14 protein-coding genes are annotated in these 16,745 nt (G+C 46.4%); 7 read left to right on the forward strand and 7 right to left on the reverse strand.

Features of this window, described 5'->3' with window-relative positions; genetic code table 11:
- From DXZ20_RS17180 to DXZ20_RS17210, 7 genes are all read left to right on the forward strand, one after another.
- The coding region (locus DXZ20_RS17180) for a hypothetical protein (protein WP_250565799.1) at positions 1 to 1,366 on the forward strand (1,366 nt) is incomplete at its 5' end.
- A 169-nt stretch (positions 1,367 to 1,535) separates the two neighbouring features.
- A complete protein-coding gene (locus DXZ20_RS17185; protein ID WP_163664335.1) occupies positions 1,536 to 2,396 on the forward strand; it encodes an O-fucosyltransferase family protein in 861 nt (286 codons plus the stop codon).
- An 18-nt stretch (positions 2,397 to 2,414) separates the two neighbouring features.
- Complete coding sequence (locus DXZ20_RS17190; protein ID WP_163699474.1) at positions 2,415 to 3,632, forward strand: polysaccharide pyruvyl transferase family protein; 1,218 nt, start codon at positions 2,415 to 2,417, stop codon at positions 3,630 to 3,632.
- 8 nt (positions 3,633 to 3,640) lie between these two features.
- Positions 3,641 to 4,636 (forward strand): sulfotransferase family protein, encoded by a 996-nt coding sequence (locus DXZ20_RS17195; RefSeq protein WP_163699476.1) that lies wholly within the window; start codon positions 3,641 to 3,643, stop codon positions 4,634 to 4,636.
- A gap of 284 nt (positions 4,637 to 4,920) precedes the next feature.
- Complete coding sequence (locus DXZ20_RS17200) at positions 4,921 to 5,688, forward strand: hypothetical protein (protein WP_163699478.1); 768 nt, start codon at positions 4,921 to 4,923, stop codon at positions 5,686 to 5,688.
- 79 nt (positions 5,689 to 5,767) lie between these two features.
- Positions 5,768 to 6,997, forward strand: a complete 1,230-nt coding sequence (locus tag DXZ20_RS17205) for a glycosyltransferase family 4 protein (RefSeq protein ID WP_163699479.1) — start codon at positions 5,768 to 5,770, stop codon at positions 6,995 to 6,997.
- A gap of 133 nt (positions 6,998 to 7,130) precedes the next feature.
- Complete coding sequence (locus DXZ20_RS17210; RefSeq protein ID WP_163699481.1) at positions 7,131 to 8,105, forward strand: glycosyltransferase family 2 protein; 975 nt, start codon at positions 7,131 to 7,133, stop codon at positions 8,103 to 8,105.
- A 42-nt stretch (positions 8,106 to 8,147) separates the two neighbouring features.
- Here the strand turns inward: DXZ20_RS17210 and DXZ20_RS17215 are convergent, their stop codons facing one another.
- The 7 genes from DXZ20_RS17215 to DXZ20_RS17245 form a co-directional block, all read right to left on the reverse strand.
- On the reverse strand, positions 8,148 to 9,155 hold the full coding sequence (locus DXZ20_RS17215) for a glycosyltransferase (protein ID WP_250564926.1): 1,008 nt from the start codon (positions 9,153 to 9,155) through the stop codon (positions 8,148 to 8,150).
- Between the two features lie 157 nt (positions 9,156 to 9,312).
- A complete protein-coding gene (gene hpsE, locus DXZ20_RS17220; protein ID WP_163699483.1) occupies positions 9,313 to 10,362 on the reverse strand; it encodes a hormogonium polysaccharide biosynthesis glycosyltransferase HpsE in 1,050 nt (349 codons plus the stop codon).
- Between the two features lie 656 nt (positions 10,363 to 11,018).
- A complete protein-coding gene (locus DXZ20_RS17225; RefSeq protein WP_163699485.1) occupies positions 11,019 to 11,669 on the reverse strand; it encodes a hypothetical protein in 651 nt (216 codons plus the stop codon).
- A gap of 534 nt (positions 11,670 to 12,203) precedes the next feature.
- Positions 12,204 to 12,977: a 1-(5-phosphoribosyl)-5-[(5-phosphoribosylamino)methylideneamino]imidazole-4-carboxamide isomerase gene (hisA, locus tag DXZ20_RS17230; RefSeq protein ID WP_163664317.1), complete on the reverse strand. Its 774-nt coding sequence runs from the start codon at positions 12,975 to 12,977 to the stop codon at positions 12,204 to 12,206.
- Between the two features lie 137 nt (positions 12,978 to 13,114).
- On the reverse strand, positions 13,115 to 13,933 hold the full coding sequence (locus tag DXZ20_RS17235) for a SirB1 family protein (RefSeq protein WP_348918705.1): 819 nt from the start codon (positions 13,931 to 13,933) through the stop codon (positions 13,115 to 13,117).
- Positions 13,934 to 14,129: 196 nt separating this feature from the next.
- On the reverse strand, positions 14,130 to 15,686 hold the full coding sequence (locus tag DXZ20_RS17240) for an FAD-dependent oxidoreductase (protein ID WP_163699487.1): 1,557 nt from the start codon (positions 15,684 to 15,686) through the stop codon (positions 14,130 to 14,132).
- 326 nt (positions 15,687 to 16,012) lie between these two features.
- Positions 16,013 to 16,369 (reverse strand): hypothetical protein, encoded by a 357-nt coding sequence (locus tag DXZ20_RS17245; RefSeq protein ID WP_163699489.1) that lies wholly within the window; start codon positions 16,367 to 16,369, stop codon positions 16,013 to 16,015.
- Positions 16,370 to 16,745 lie beyond the last annotated feature (376 nt).

The following is a 16,745-nucleotide window of genomic DNA, read 5'->3' on the forward strand; positions in this document are numbered from 1 at the left end:
ACTTCAGGTCGGTGAAAACTCCACCTTTCAATTCACCGTGGAAGTGGAAAGTGACCTGATCACCACGCCAGATACCTTTGTCAATCAAATCGAGGCGGTGGGTACATCCCCCAACGGGACTAATGTTAATGATGTATCGGATGATGGCGTTGACACTGATGCTAATCCAAATGATGGGAACCCAGGTGGAGGCCCGAATGAAAATGACCCCACCCCCGTCGTCTTGCCACCTAGACCCGTTATTGGTGTGGCCAAACAGGTCGTATCGACCGTTCCTGAACCATCAGGTACATTTGGCACTAATACAGCCCGGGTAACCTACAACATTGTGGTTGCCAATATCGGTACTGTTCCCCTTGAGCAGGTTCAATTAGATGAGGACTTCAACCCTGTTTACGGTGCTGGTACGTTCCAGGTAGTCAGTGTAACCTTTGTCAACGGAGCGACTACGGTGGTTGCCGATCCTAATTTCGATGGCATCGCTGGCGGCAACACGACTCTGCTAGCGGATGCTGCAGGTACGCCTACTGGAACCCTCGCAATTGGTGCCACTAGTACCTTCCAGCTAGTGGTGGATGTGGATGTTAGCAATCCAAACCTTACACCTGCTTTGCCGGGTCCCTATGATAATCAGGTGAGTGCTACGGCAACAGACGCCAATGGTAATACAACCAGCGATCTATCCGACAGTGGTACGGATGTTGATCCGGATGGTGACGGTGAACCAAATGAAGATAATGGTTCACCAGCGGATCCAGATAATCCTGCCGATGATGGCAATGAAAACACCCCAACACGGGTGCGGTTTGCTCCTGATATACGCCTTGTGAAGCGCATCACTCGCGTTACTCGCAATGGTAACGAAGTGGCTATTCCTGGTATTGGCGGATTCAATGATCAAGCTGGTGACTCTAATGACAACACCCTGGCTGCATTATCGGGCAGCAGCTTACCTTTGGGATTAGCGAATATCTCTCAATCGTTACAGTCTGGTGATGTTGTTGAGTACACTGTTTACTTCTTCAATGCCGGACTGGGTACCGCTGAAAATGTAGAGTTGTGTGATGAGTTGCAACCACCGAGCGTTCTGCAACCACCGAGTTTGGGGCTGGCGCAGCCAACACCGCTTGCCATCGGTGGAACAACCCTAAACTTCTCTAATATTGGGCCCTTATCAGCACGGGCTCCCCTATCTCCCCTAGAGCCTTCCTGTCTCTCTGCACCTGGAACCTTTCCATCTGGTGTCCCCGCTGGTGGTCTCGGTGTCGGTGCCGGTGGTGGCGTAGTTGTTGGGGGTCCTAACTCTGGTCTCAATGTTGATACGGGTGAAGTAGGAGCCTTCAGTTTCGAAATTCAACTTCCCTAGGATAGGGAGATTAGCTTCTGTATATCTGATAAGAGCTCTAGTGTGGGTAAAACCTAACTAGAGCTCTTTGATATTGAGTATTTATCAGGAGGAATCTCAAGTTAGATGGTAGTAAAAGTTGCATAGTTGTGGGATACCGTTGTTTATCACGGGACATAATTTTGCGCCAATGGCTTTTAGATTTGACTCAAAATTGACGTTGGTTCCCCATGGCGGTTTGTGTAATCGGATGAGAGCCATTGACTCTGCATTAAGGTTGAGCCGCAGACTGCACAAGCAGCTGACTGTGATCTGGCTTGAGAATACGTCTCAGTTACGATGTCCCTTTAATAAGCTATTTCAGCCGATTCCCCAGCTTCATCTCATCTCGCCACAGCTGACATCAATTTATATAAATCCTCAATCTATTCAAATCTCTAGTCCGTTAAAAAGAACACTCCTATCTTTCTCTGCCCAGGTATTTCAAACAGTCAACTTTCAAAAAATCATTGATAACGATGAAGCTATTAAGCTGATTAAAACTGATCAGCTGGCAACGTTGGCTAATTATCAAAGTTTGATGATTATGACTGATCGCAGTTTTGATTCGGCAAATACCTACGATGTGTTTAAACCAATTCCAACCCTAGAAAGTGCCATTCAAAGACGTATGGCTGCGTTTGGGAGACACACTGTTGGATTGCATATCCGTCGAGGCGATCATGACAAGGCTATTCGACATAGTCCGCTGGACCTGTTTATAAATGCCATCACTCAAGAAATCAACAAAAATGCAGATAGTAACTTTTATCTGGCATCGGATTCACTACAGATAAAGCATAGACTTTTAGACCAGTTCGGAGATCGCATTATCACCCAATTAGCCCCCACCGATCGCAACAGCGAACAAGGCATGCAAGACGCTGTCATCGATTTATATGCCTTATCACGAACACGAAAAATATATGGTTCTTATTGGAGTTCCTATTCAAGGGTTGCTGCCAATATTTCGAATATAGAGCTGGTTGTTCTTAATGCCCTGACCACCTAACCCGTTGTTTTAATCCTTATGGTTTTCTGGAAACGCCATCGCCTGTTAATTTGTGGTTTTTATGGTCATCACAATTTAGGGGATGAGGCCATGTTGGTAGGCATGTTGTGTTTACTTAAACGTTGTCTGGGGCCGGACTATCTGCATCGGGTCACGGTTTATTCTAATGATCCGGATGATACTGCTAAACAGCATGGTGTTGCTACGTTACGGAATCAGTTTCCCCGTCGTCGTCGTGAACAGTGGATCAAGTGGGCTGAACACACCCTGGCGTTATGGCAACATGATTTTTTCATACTAGGGGGAGGTGATTTATTGCGAGATTCCCCTGATCGGGAGGTGGCTACCGTTTGGTTAGGGCCGCTACAACGCGCGATGGCTTTGGGCTGTCAAACTATTGTTCTGGGTATTAGTGTAGGAGAGGTTTGGAAAACTCAGACGCAAGAGGCCATTGTGAAAACCTTAAATCAGGTGACCCTGATTGCTGTGCGCGATCAACAGTCTCAGAAGCAACTGCAACAGATGGGGGTCATTCGTCCTATTCATGTGATCAGTGATTTAGCCCTTCAGATAACATCAACACAATCACTGTCTAGGTCTCAAACAGCATTATCTCAATCGGCTTCTAATGGTTCAGCTCTCAACATAGGTATTTCCATTCGGTCTTTGGTGGGGCGCTCATCAGAGCTTGATGCTGATGTTGAGCAAAGCTTTTATCGAGAAATGGCCAAGATCATCGATTATTTGATTGGCACTCAAGGGGCAACGGTTTCGCTACTACCTTTTCAAACCCATACGCCCAGCGATAGAGCCCAGCGCCGTCCTCAAGACAATGATGAAGATGCGATCGCAACCGTATTAACTCAATGTCAACAACGACAGCAGGTTAACGTTTACGAAGCGTTTGATTCGGTGGAACAAGCGATCAATACATTACAGTCATTTGACTTAGTCATTGGCACTCGGCTTCATTCACTTATATTAGCCGCAGGCTTGGGGATTCCCATATTGGCCGCCGTTTACGATAAAAAAGTTTCTGGGTTTATGACAGAAATTGACCAACAGCTCAATAGTATTGCCGTGCAGCAGTTTACCCTGGAAAGGGTCAAACCCCGTCTCGAAAAGCTGCTGACTCACCAACCGGAAAATCGCCTTAAGCTCGTCAAGGCAGTTGAGGATTATCGTCAAACGATGGAACCTGTTGCAGACAAGTTATGCCAACTTTTAGGTAGCTGACGATGGTGATGAGTCATTCTTCTAGCAGCGAATCGCCCATATTTATTGTGGGCATGCCCCGTTCTGGAACAACGCTCCTGACTAGTATGCTGTCGACCCATCCCAGGATTGCGATCGCCCCAGAAACTCATTATCTTTGCTACTGGATGCGGCAATATAAAAACCTCAAGCTATCTTCTGACCAAGATTTCGACATTTTTTGGCAAACCTTAAGTCATAGTCAGCGATTTTCCTATTTTGGGATTGATGCAAACAAAACACGGGAGAGAATTTTAGCCAAAGGTTCTCCTTCACATCAGCATATTTTTGCAGGCTGGCTAGAGGAGTATGCCAACGCCATTAACAAACCTCGTTGGGGTGAAAAAACTCCGCTGCACTATCAACACCTACATCAACTGTTCACTTGGTTCCCCAATGCTCAAGCTATTTGGATGTTGAGAGATCCAAGAGCTGTTGCAGCCTCTTTGAGTAAGGTGCCCTGGGCCAGTAATTATATCCACATTCATGCTGAGCAGTGGCATGAGAGCCTGCGCAATTTTGAACGGAATTGGCAACGAGATTCCCGCGTCATGCTCTTACGATATGAAAAACTTATACAACAGCCTGAACAATCTCTCACAACGCTATGTCAGTTTCTAGGTGAAACATATGCACTTGAGATGTTAACCGCCCGTTCCGAAGTCAATCATCCTCTGATCAATCGCCAGGGATGGGCTGTTCAGCATTTACAATCTGTGCTAGAACCCATATCTACTAACGCTATTCATAAATGGCAACGTGAGCTTGCTAACCATCAAATTGAGATTATCGACGTATTAACGTTTCCTAATGCTGCCAATTATGGCTACCTTGCCAGTGCATCAACATTCGAAGCCTATGCTCGTTTTATTCTCACTTTAGAAAAGCTGAGGGTAAAACTTGATCGAAAACTGGTGTATTGGCGCACAAAAGTAGCGCAGCAGCCCATACAGACGGGGAAATATATCGGTGCTGCCCCTGAATAATTTCTGTCAAAAATTACGGTTCAACCAAAATATCAGCGTTTTGCAAAGCTTAGCTTCAATAATCGCACTCATACAGGCTTAAAGCTCTTCTACAAGCTAAAAGCTTAAGAGTCAACTTATTTTGTCAGTTCTTTATGCTTTGCTTCAGTTAACAAAAAAATCAGGTTCATATTCGTTATCTGTATCCAGTTTTCTAGACTTGTACTGTTGAATGTCCTACTATTAGAACCAGTAATTTTACCCCCAAACCACAGATTTCACCCTGCAATCGTGGTTTAACTCGAATGTTCCCTCTTAAAAGTCAGTTACGCATCTATCTTGATCTGCTTCGTTCGTCATCATCTCAGGCATCTAAACAATTCATTATTTTTGGCAGAGGTCGATCGGGTAGCACTGCCCTGGTCAGCCTCCTCAATTGTTTGCCTGATGTTTGCTGTGACGGTGAAATCTTAGCTCAACCCGTACTTTGGCCCCAACTATACCTTAAAGCCAAAGCTGCAAGTGCACAGGCATCTGTCTACGGTTGTAAGGTGCTAAGCTATCAACTGCGAAATATACATAGCATTCAACAGGGATCACACTTTCTGTATGAATTAAGTCAAGCAGGATTTCATATTCTTTACTTGAGACGAGAAAACTTGCTAGACCATGCTATTTCTAACATCCGCGCTCGGAACTTTGGCTTTCATAAAAGTCGGTTAGTTCAAGGTTTCCAAAAAAATAAAATCCACGTCAACCCAGTGACAGTCGTTGATTGGATAGAAAAAAGTCAACAGCTATGGCAGTACGAGTTGTCCTTATTGCGAGATATTCCTTATTTGGAATTGACCTACGAAAAAAATCTAGCTAATGAGAGTCAGCATCAATTCACCATTGATACCATCTGTCAGCATCTGGGGATTCAATCTAGAGCTGCGGTGAGTCAATATCAAAAGGTGTCGCCACAGACTCTACAGGCATCTGTAGAAAACTATGATGAATTAATTAGCTATCTTAGAGCAACTCCCTACCATCACTATCTTGAGCCTTGTTCAGTCCTTTCTACCGTTTAGTGACAGGGCTCATTCGCTAGCATAATTACATCTGTTGTAATTCCATTGCTGACCAGAGGCGTTCGAGCTTATGACCACTATGCGCCAATCAAGCGCCTTGCCTGTAGGTACGGAACATCGCACTCTCTTTCTTGTACAGGTAAAACCCTATCCGTTAAGTGGTGGGGTTTCTTTGCGTAATTGGCAAAATATTAACCTTTTAGCTCAACGAGGGCCAATCGCTATTTTTTCCCTTTATAAGGGCAGTGCTGATGCAGGCTCATTACCATTGACTGCTGTTTGGCAGCATTACGATCTATCGGCACCATCACGTTCTATTTGGGAAAAGTTGCAGCGTCGCCTCTGGCGGTTTCGACCCACCGGTCATGGGCGTAGTGATTGGTTATACACCCAGGATGCTGCTAATCAACTGCGTCAGAGAATTACTAGTTTTAAACCAACTCTCATTATCGTTGAGGAGATTTGGTTATACCGCTACCTGCCTATTTTGCAACAAGTTGGATGTCCTTTAATTCTCGATAATCATAATGTTGAGGGTGACGATCGCCGCTACCAGGGGAGCGACGCTATAACTCCTACGATATTGGCTCAAGTAAAACACATCGAAGCAAGATTTATTCGAGCAGTTGATCAAGTTTGGATGTGTAGTCACGAGGATGTACGTCACTTACATCAGCTATATCCGATGGAAGAGAAGAAGGCCTATGTTATCCCTAATGGTGTTAATCCTGACTACTATAAAGCTGTACAGTCAAACACTATATTGTCCGACAAGGCTAAAACGTTGCTCTATCTTGGGCGTTTCTCGTATCAACCGAATGCTGAGGCCGCATCTATTTTGCTCAACCAGATCTATCCCTTGCTGAAAAAAACCGTTGGCAATTGTCAGCTTCTATTGGTGGGATGTGATCCGACCGAAGCTATGCTGAAAGCGGCCCAAGCCGATGCAAATATTATTGTCACAGGTCAAGTGGATGATGTTCGCCCCTACTTAGCGAGAGCAGCGGTTATGGTCGTTCCCTTACAAAAAGGGAGTGGTACCCGGCTCAAGCTTTTAGAGGCGTTTGCTGCTAAATGCCCTGTTATTAGTACAACAAAGGGAGCTGAAGGCCTGGAGGTAGAAGATGAGAAACATTTACTCTTAAGAGAGTCCCCCGCTACTATTGTGGAAGCAGTTCGGCGACTATGGCAGGATCCTCGCAAGGTTCAAGCATTGACAGAAGCAGCCCATAGCTATTTTCTAAAACGTTACACTTGGACTGCTGTCGGTCAAAAGATTCAGAACTCTTTGACACAGCTTTCCAGATAAAAAATTGCGATTGCTAATTTAGGGGATGAACTGGTCTAGAGGCCTTGCTATTTGAAGGTATCTCACAACTAAAGCCATCTCGAGGATCAGCAATGCCAAACAATTATCTATGCTTTTGCTTTGATGTAAACAGATGCCTCAACTTCAGGTACTCCAGGAACCCCTTACCGTCAGTGTGGTGGTGCCTCTATATAATAAGGCCGCGTATATTGAACAAACACTAAACTCAATTCTGGCGCAAACTCATCCTTCCCAGGAAATCATTGTTGTAGATGATGGCTCAACAGATGATGGTCCAGACTTGGTAAACGCGATGGAAGATGAGCGGATTCAGCTGATTTACCAAGATAATCAAGGTCCTGGTAGTGCGCGTAATCGAGGATTGCTGGCAGCAAACGCAAACTATGTGGCCTTTTTAGATGCTGATGATGAGTGGCTACCTAATTTCTTAGAAATAACGCTTAATCACTTGAGACAGCACCCCGACTGTGCCCTTTGTGTCACGGGTCAATATCGGGGTAAAAATCGGTCTGATTGGTGTAAGACGCTATCTGCTCTGGGGTTAACATCGGGACGATGGCAACTTCCCCATGGGTTACCGCCAGAGCAATTTAAACCCAACATTGATGTGCTCCACTCAGGAGCTATTGTGTGCGATCGCACCATCGTCAATCGTTTTGGTGGGTTTTATGACAAGCATCATTGCACCTATGGCGAAGACATTTATCTGTGGCTCCAGGTGATTCTCAACTATCCCATCTATCGGGATCTACAGCCCCTTATGTGGTATCACACCGAAGCCTCTGACCTGGCTGTCTGGAATCAGGTGCGACCGCCCTGGCCCATGTTACTTGAGCCCGAACCTCTGCGTCGCAGCTGTCCTGAAAGCTACCGTCCCCTACTAGAAAGTATTTTGAATACCTATGCTGCCATTGCCGCTTATCGTGCCACGACGGCTGAAGATTTGACCACAGTCAATCGTTTGTTTGACGCATTTCCCGAGGCCCGCAAGCAAATGTTTCAAGATTGGCGTAAACGGGTGGACTACCTGATTGCTAATGTGCCCAATTTGCGGCGAACTTTAAAAGGATTTAAGCGGGGCTCGTAGACGGGCATTACCTATTCTCCAGTGGTCATGGATGGGCAATGGCTAACCCTGATATTGAGCAACCACTTCGTCATAAATGCGTTCTAACTGGCGGGTATTTCTTTGCAGATCAAAATTTGCTGCTACGTGGGCTTGCCCTGCTTGGGCGAATTGCTGTCTCAATTCTGTGTCTTCCAATAGGCGGAGCAGATGTTTGGCTAGCTGCTCAGTATCTTTTTCTGGAGCCAGCAACCCAGTTTCGCCATGGATAACGGCTTCAGGAATGCCGCCCGTGGCAAAGCTCACAACCGGTAGCCCCATGGCCTGGGCCTCGGCAAAAACCATGCCAAAACCTTCCGCATCACCTGAGCGGGCGATGATACTGGGGCCACAAAATACCTGGGCGCGATTCATCCAGTGACGAACCTGCTCCGGAGACTGTTTGCCTAAAAATTGACCCCGTACAGAAAGCTGATCAGCAAGGGTTTGGAGGTGCGATCTCAATCCTCCATCTCCAATGATCACCAACTTTACCGGCGGCAACTGACGTTGCACCGCTGCCATGGCTCGTATCAGATACTCTCCCCCTTTTTTCTCGACCAGTCGTCCGACAAATAGCACCATGGGCTCTCGATCTAGATCCGGAGAGGGTTGAAAATATTGTCGGTCAATACCAATGTAATGCACCACAATCCTATGGGCATCTCCCCCCCTTAACAGCAATTGCTCACGGATAAACTCAGACACCGTAACGATACGGTTAGCAGCCGCCAATGCTCGGTCTCGTTTATGTAATAACAAGGCTCTAAAGAAATCCCCTTGACTACGTACTGTTGTCCATGAAGGGGTTTCCCAAGTAGCATCATAGCCATGAAAAGTAACCACCAGGGGAACGTTTAATTGCTGGCACAGCGGCAAGACTAAACCACCATCACTGCCAAAATGGGCATGCACCAGGTTAGGAGCATAGTGTTTTAAGACTTTTGTCCACCGAGGAGACGTAATGCCGCCAAACTTGTACAAGCCTTTCCACAGTCGACTGGGAAAGCCATGATCTCCCAAGACAACCATGTCTCGATGATTAAAATTATGATTTAATCGGCTCGTACCTACGTAGATAGCCCTGTAACACGAAAGGTTACCTCCTTGGGCGGGGATAAAGGTCTCTGAGTACGGTAAAAGCTGGTCACGATAAATTAAAACCGTGGACATAAGAAGCTTCTAGTCATTAGGATTTAGGCAATGCTGACGCTTTCTTGCCCAGCTTACTTTTCTTGCCCAGATCATGCGCTGGTATAAAGTCAGAAGAACTAGACTCGCCACGGTTATACAGACGTTGTTTCCAGGCATAAAAAGGACTTAACAAGCTGCTGATAAGTAACTGTAGTTCGGCTGCAGACACCACATCTCTATTTAAGTGACGATGATGTTTAACCAGATGCAGCAATAGCTTTCGGCAGTCATTGCCCATAAATAAGAGTACCCATAGCGGTCGCCGCCAGGGGGATATACCCACCATACGAGTGGCATACTTACTCAGACCAATGCCATGGAAAAAACGCAATAAATAACTTTTCTCAAAGCGCCAGCTGGGAATTTGATGCTCGATGTGCATCAGCGGATTGAACCAGATTTCCCAGTTTGCTTTTTTAAGATATAGCAATGCTTCCACATCCTCTCCTTTCAAGTTTAGAGAGTTTCCGACGGGACCTCTCAGTGTCAAAGGGTAGGGAACATTATCTAACCATGCCTGGCGTAAAATCACTAAGCCAGCTCCGGGAGGAACTAAGTTACTCATAGCGCGCCATCCCGTGGTGAAACAAACCTCCTCCTGGCGCTCTACCACAGGAATAAAGGGGGCAATGCGCTCAAAGTTGGCAGGTGGTGGGGTCTCATAGTTTGGATGAATCTGGCTCCCAAAAGCTGCTGCCTTGGGATGGGTACAGCCAAATTCATACGCCGACTGTACCCAATGGGAATCAGGAATATTGTCATCATCCAAAAAGCCAATCCACGTCCCCTGTGCTTCCACGATGGCACGACGACGGGCAAAAGAGGCCCCTTGTCGCGCTTCTAATACATATCTCAGCGAACATGCCGTCCATGTTTGCTGATACCTATGGACAATATCAACTGTCCCATCAACACTGTTATTATCAACGATAATTATTTCCCAATTGATGCTGCTCGAAATAGCCTGGAGACTGAGGGCATCTAGAATTTTAGGTAATGTTAAAGCACCGTTATAAAGACGAATAGCAACCGAAAAATCAATCATAGATTTGAGTAACGCTACAGTCGCCTGGGCACCTATAGGAACATATCTTACTGAATTCAGTTAAAACCACAGCTAAGTTGAGGAATTTACCTGACATTGAATTGTTTAAACTATGACTTAGCCAACTCACGGATGACAACAGTAAATTCGTATTAATACGTAGGATAGTAATTGAAGATTACATAGACGGTTGTAATACTAGAGGGTGAGACCTGGGACGTAGCAATATCCATACAGTTATAGCGCCATCCATATATCTGCTACCATGCAATGCCCTCAGTGTATTCACTACAAGATAACTGCGAAAGCTAATCAGTACCACCTAAAGAAGTGACCCCCAGGCAACCTAAATCAGCAAAAATCTAAAAATTTACAATTAAATCACCGTTTCATTAAGTGTCTGGGAAAAAGTATCTACCCCCTTTTGGTTAGGAGGAGTCACGTGTGACGGACCCATCAGTTAAGTGTTTCCCAAAAAGTGCATACCCCATACCCAAAAATCATTAATTCTCAAAAGTTAGTACATTCGACTTTAGTTTATATAAATGCAACTCCCCTGGCCATAGAGTTAACTGAACCTACGACCAAGGGAGTTTACAGCAATATTCAAGTTAGATGACCTTTACTCGTTTCACTAACCCGATGTTGGTGATGTGTTACGACAATGCTTTCTTGCTCATGCTGTACTTACCACCGCGGCCACGGTACCACTCACTGGTACGTGCACCAGCAGACAAGATATTAGAAACACGGTTACGTGCTTTCAAGAACGTAGCCTTAGGCATATCACTCTTGAAAATAGCATCCATAACCTCAGCAATTTTAAATGCCTCATCTGGCTGGGCCTTTAGGATGTTAGCAACAACATCAGGTAGAGGTGTCTTACGGAAAGGATCTTGCACATAGCGCTGCCAGTTAGGAGATTTGCCTCCACGGGGCTTGCGAGTAGCCTTAGCAGCGGGTGCTGCCGCTGCTGCTTTGGCCTTAGGGGCTTTTGCTTTAGGGGCAGCTTTTGCTTTTGCAGCTGTTTTAACAGATGGCTTGCGGCCACGACGCTTGCCAGGTTTCTTAGCAGGAGCAGGTTCAGGCGCTTCTTCCTCTTGTACGGTAGCAACCGCGCTGCTAAGAATTTCAGTAACATTGGCGGCAACACCATTAGTGTCACCGGTTGACTGAAACATGTTAATAACAGTCAAAAGGCCTTCGCGCTGTTTTGCGGCGGCGGAGAGTTGATCGCTTAGTGCTTCAACTTGAGAAGCCAACTGGGATTCAACTTCCTTGAGCTGATCAAGGACATTGGTAGCCATATCGGGTTAAACCTCACTTTGTTGCAATGAATTTGAGTGATATTTGAGAAAGATAGTCTCGTTGGTTTTTTAATTCTACAAACATATAGCACTAATTCAACAAGTTTTTAACACCAAAAAGATACCCAAACACAAAAAAGCACTATCATCGGCAGCTTTTTTGCCTCGCCAACAACCTCAATTTTCGAGATCAGATCCAACGGGTAGTCACGTTTGCTTGGGCAAAAACGGCAAAAGATACAACATATACATTTAAGCTACAACCTCCTAATGACAAAGGTTTTCAGGTTTGAAAACTAACGAGAAACAGCTTTAAAGAGCGCTTTATGAAGGATTTTTTTGCCTCCTCGGTGAGGGGGCTTTTGCAGTCATCCCCCTTAATTATTTTCTGGGAAAGAATCAGCAAAATTTTTCTAAAAATTTAGGAAGACAGAACAATGCAAACTGTTAATGATGAACCAAGTCTCCCTTTAAAAGAAGAAAAACTAGTTCAAATGAACTAGTTTTTCTTCTTTTATGAAATTGTCAATTGATTTATCCCCACCGCGTTGATTGTAAGTTAGGGGGAACATCCTGAAGTCGGCCTGGGCCAATCGCTTTGATGGCCTCTGATAAGTCAACATTACCCGTGTAGAGGGCTTTCCCAACAATCACACCGCTGACACCTAATGGGGCTACGCCTAACAGACTGAGTAAATCGCTTGTGGAACTCACCCCTCCCGACGCAATAATAGGGGTATCAATTTTTCCAGCGAGATCTCTAAGCGCGTCTAAATTGGGTCCTTTGAGGGTGCCATCCCGTTTAATGTCGGTGTAAATAATGGCAGCAGCCCCTAAATCTCCCATGCGGCGGGCAAGATCATCAGCCATAACACTGGAGGTTTCTAACCAGCCACGGGTAGCAACTTTGCCATCACGGGCATCAATCCCTACGAAAATACGTCCTGGAAACTCGGCACTGAGTTCTCCCACTACATCAGGATTCTCAACGGCAACAGTACCTAAGATGGCGTACTGTACGCCCAGTTCAAATAGCTCTGCTACACGGTTGCGATCGCGTAATCCTCCCCCCACTTGAACCGGTACATCAACGGCCTGAACAATCTCGGTAATTGCCTGCCAGTTCTCGGGTTTACCCGCTTTAGCACCGTCTAAATCTACCAGGTGAATGCGAGAAGCTCCCTGTTCTGCCCAGCGGCGAGCAACAGCCACCGGATCATCACCAAAGACCTGAGACTGGTCATAGTCTCCTTGAAATAAGCGAACACAGCGACCGCCGAGTAAATCAATGGCAGGGATCACATCCATAGTAAAAATCTACCGTTCGATAGGGTAAGTAATGGTTCAAATTGTACAGAAAAAGGGGAGAGGAAATCGTTAGCACCATGGGTAAGAGCCTTGAATGCCTGACCTTCTAGCTACTGTAAACAATCAGACTCCAGTGCCTAGAGATTATCCGTAATGTTATCTAGTAACTGTGATATCTGGTCACGATCTGGAGCCATGGGGCTATGGGTCAGATAGGTTTCTAAGTCACTGCGGGCAGCCAACAGGTTTTGCAATTGGTAATGAACTAATCCCCGATCTCGGCTGTTGCTGGGCTCATTGGGCAGCAGCAGGAGCAAATAATCAAGGATCATCAAAGTGTTTGTTAAGTCACGCCGATTCAGGTAAATTAGCTTCAAATTATTGAGAAGCCTTGCTAGAAGGGACTTATCGGTAATTGGAGCAAGATAGTGGCTGCTCCAAGCCGCATTGTCACCGTATAGCCGATGAAAAATAGCCTGACAATCGGTTGTAAAGAGGACCTCTCCCTGATTAAACGGGTCTATGTATACCTCCATCTCCTCAATCGTAGGGCGTGCTAAAAAATGTCCCGGCATGCCCACGCCAATCATCGGGAAATCTAACCGCTGAGCAACTTCTAGATACACCAGCGCCAGGGTAATGGGGATGCCTAATCGTCTTTCTAGCACCCGATTGAGATAGCTATTATCAGGATCGTAATACTCCATTTGGTTGCCCCTAAAGCCCAGTTCTCTGTAGAGATAGTGATTAATGGCCTGAATGGTCTTGAGGGGATAGGTAGAAATGTTAGGTCTGATAGCCGTTGCAATGGCATCCAGCTGTTGCAGAATCTCGGCGGGATCAAGCTCAGGATAAATTTCTTGCGCCGGACAGAGTGCGGCTGCAGCCAGGTTGCGAGTGGGCTGAGCAATCAATTGGCGAAACTGCTGTCGGGCCTGGGAGAAGCGCAGGGTCATGGAGATTGGTGAGGTTAAAAAGGCTTTGAGAGAGGGGTGATCAGGGGCGACAAGGACCGACAAAGGTCTTAGAGGAGCAGGGGGGAGTTAGTTGAATTTTGAGTGTTGAGTGAATGCCTGTGGATAGGAGTAATCCATGCATACGCAGGTAACTCAACACCAGAAACCAGGAACTAAGAGCCCATAACTCTTCCCTCTAACGTTGAGCTGAAGGCCCATCGTAGTCACTGCCACTGCCATAGATTAAGGCCTCTCTCCACCGTCGCCAATAGTAGCCAGCATCTTTGGCAGGAGTGGTTAGTATCTGATTGAGGGCGCTATAGATAGCCAAACTGAGATAATGTCCAGTCCAGTCTAAAACCGCTGGAACACCTACTTGGGGCAAAATTTTGGCGACAAGCATCGGATGATAAACAGAGGTGCGCAGTAACGTTTTTGCTAAGGGCAAGAACTGTACAACGTCTTGGAGAAATGGCCGTAGCACTGGCTCACCCAAGGCTGCCATATCTTGAAAAATGGTTGTTAGTAGGCTGTTGATGTGGTGTTGATCCAGGGATTGACCCATGGAAAGACTCATGGCTTTTTGAAACAGCCAGGTAACAGCAATATTCGGCTGATAAGGCTGTAACCAGCCAAGAGCGGCTGCATTCAGCTGATCTTGCCGTAAAGCATCATTGATGCCTGCACTCAGACGCGTTAGGTGCCGAATCATGGCCCCAAATCCGCCAAAACTGAGGGGAGACTGGTGGCCGCTAGCATCCCCAACTGCCAACAGCCGATCCCAAGAAAAACGTAGGGGGCTATTGCGATAAGCGGGGAAAAACCCAAACAAGGCCCGCTTAAAGTGAAGCTGCTCTAGGGAAACTCCTTGATAGTCAGGTAGTAACTGAAAGTAGTCTTCAAACAGGTCTTCTAGGGTGATGCGGTCGGGATGAGCATCGAGATAGGTGAACAGATAGGTGGTGCGGCCATCACGGGCGGGAAAAGCCTCCCAAAAATATTGGCACTGATTTTTAATCGGGGTGAATGAGGCAATTAGATCTCCGGTTTGATTATGTTCATATCCGGTGGCACAGGTTCCTACCACAAGACATACGGCATCAGGGGACTCTCCCTGACGGGCCTGCTGCACAATCGGGGAGAAATGGCCCATGGTATCGATCAGCAGACGGGTAACAAACGTGTGCTCACCTGCAGTCACTTGCACGCCATCGGGAGCCACCCGAGCCTTGGAGAAGGGGGTCTTTTCCAAAAGTTCACCCCCCGCATCTAGAAAGACTCGTTTCAGGGTATCGAGCAGATAAACCGGGTCAACGCCAACATTGAGCACATCGCGTACCCAGAGGTCTTCACCACCATCGAAGTAAACGCGGGCCGGATTATATTCCGTTGCGATCGCAGTCTCCAGTTCCGTCTCACTTAATAGACCAAGCTCAACAAATGTCCTTAACTCACTACGAGATATATTCCACTCCTGATCCCGTCCCTTCAGGATATTTCTTTCTAATAGGGCTACACGCCATCCCTGACGGGCCAGAGTAGCGCCTAAGAGAATGCCCAGGGTGCCACCACAAATGATGACATCATAGGTGTCAGACTGGTTCTCTAGGTCCAAGGGCTCAGTTTGGGTAGACACCACATCGGGCGTGGGAATCTGGCCATGGCGATAGTCATGCCATAGGGCATCAGCTCGTTGGAGACCAATATAGGGATTGCCAGGAATGGCTTGGAGAATGGTTTGGGTGGGGGACATGAGATCAGAAGCAGGGGAGGTAGAGGCAACAAAAACCGGAAATAAAGAAGCAGTCCAAACCTAATGGTCAAAAGACTACCCAAAAGAATTATCCCCGTGTTTCCAGCATAAGAGATGTAGGGTGCTGCATCGGGATAGCCCAGGTCTCGTTTCATGGTGTGAGTTGGGTTTCCCTTGGGAGTGCGTTTTAACACCAAACACCTGTGCTGATCTGGCCGATCTTCTTCAAGGGTTAGGGGACTGCACAAAAATAAAGACCCAGGTTGGGACTATAGATGGTTGGATGAGTGATGGGGTAATGGGGTGATTATTTAAGCGCAAGCGCCTTAACACATTTGGAGTGTCTGGAGAAAACTGAATAAATGACCCTCGCCACTCACCAACAGTCTTACGGATGTATATCCACTCTCACTCCATGTACCTGGTTGGATGCCATAGACGATCAGGAGGATAGTCGCGATCGCACCCCCAATCCCTACCAATCGCTGATTAAATACCTTTAGCCGTGTAGTATCTGGTGCTCGATATAGCAGAGCGTTAGTTGATTTTCTCAAAGCCAAGTAAGGCATTAAAGCCAAAGCTCCAAAGCCGAAAGAACTCACCACAAATGGCCAAGCCGGTAATGTCTGATCTCGTCCATCCGTCAAGACTAGACTGGCGTAGATAATTGGCCATAGCCCCATCAGATTAAACAAAACAACGGGGCAATGGGGTCAGATCAACCCATTGCCCCGCTGACAGTTGACAAATGACATCTAAGGTATCAGGGGTACTGGGTGGTGCCAGTAAGACTGCATAAGTTACAAAACCTAACCAAAGTGCTCCTAGGAAAAATGACTGCCATTGCCCTGTTAATGAGGGGGATATAGCAACCTCCTCGGATATCTTCATAAAGTTATGGTGTGTTGAAAGTTCAGATTTTCTTAAGTTTTAAGTTGGTATATCAACCAACATCAACCATCCCATTAATTGTACGAGGTGCCGTCTACTCTATAGAAGTGTCGCCAGTGTGACTTGCCTACCAGCACCTATTCGCCAGCGGCAATCTTTAAAACGCTA

This window comes from Adonisia turfae CCMR0081, from assembly GCF_011009555.1.
Taxonomy (GTDB): Bacteria; Cyanobacteriota; Cyanobacteriia; order Phormidesmidales; family Phormidesmidaceae; genus Leptothoe; species Leptothoe turfae.

What these genes read in the sequence shown, in the direction of transcription:
- DXZ20_RS17200 (WP_163699478.1), top strand. Translation starts at nt 4,921, where the DNA reads ATGTTCCCTCTTAAAAGTCAGTTACGCATCTATCTTGATCTGCTTCGT.
- DXZ20_RS17195 (WP_163699476.1), top strand. Translation starts at nt 3,641, where the DNA reads ATGAGTCATTCTTCTAGCAGCGAATCGCCCATATTTATTGTGGGCATG.
- DXZ20_RS17210 (WP_163699481.1), top strand. Translation starts at nt 7,131, where the DNA reads ATGCCTCAACTTCAGGTACTCCAGGAACCCCTTACCGTCAGTGTGGTG.
- DXZ20_RS17225 (WP_163699485.1), bottom strand. Translation starts at nt 11,669, where the DNA reads ATGGCTACCAATGTCCTTGATCAGCTCAAGGAAGTTGAATCCCAGTTG.
- DXZ20_RS17240 (WP_163699487.1), bottom strand. Translation starts at nt 15,686, where the DNA reads ATGTCCCCCACCCAAACCATTCTCCAAGCCATTCCTGGCAATCCCTAT.
- hisA (WP_163664317.1), bottom strand. Translation starts at nt 12,977, where the DNA reads ATGGATGTGATCCCTGCCATTGATTTACTCGGCGGTCGCTGTGTTCGC.
- DXZ20_RS17190 (WP_163699474.1), top strand. Translation starts at nt 2,415, where the DNA reads ATGGTTTTCTGGAAACGCCATCGCCTGTTAATTTGTGGTTTTTATGGT.
- DXZ20_RS17185 (WP_163664335.1), top strand. Translation starts at nt 1,536, where the DNA reads ATGGCTTTTAGATTTGACTCAAAATTGACGTTGGTTCCCCATGGCGGT.
- DXZ20_RS17215 (WP_250564926.1), bottom strand. Translation starts at nt 9,155, where the DNA reads ATGGTTGTCTTGGGAGATCATGGCTTTCCCAGTCGACTGTGGAAAGGC.
- DXZ20_RS17235 (WP_348918705.1), bottom strand. Translation starts at nt 13,933, where the DNA reads ATGACCCTGCGCTTCTCCCAGGCCCGACAGCAGTTTCGCCAATTGATT.
- hpsE (WP_163699483.1), bottom strand. Translation starts at nt 10,362, where the DNA reads ATGATTGATTTTTCGGTTGCTATTCGTCTTTATAACGGTGCTTTAACA.
- DXZ20_RS17205 (WP_163699479.1), top strand. Translation starts at nt 5,768, where the DNA reads ATGCGCCAATCAAGCGCCTTGCCTGTAGGTACGGAACATCGCACTCTC.
- DXZ20_RS17245 (WP_163699489.1), bottom strand. Translation starts at nt 16,369, where the DNA reads ATGGGGCTATGGCCAATTATCTACGCCAGTCTAGTCTTGACGGATGGA.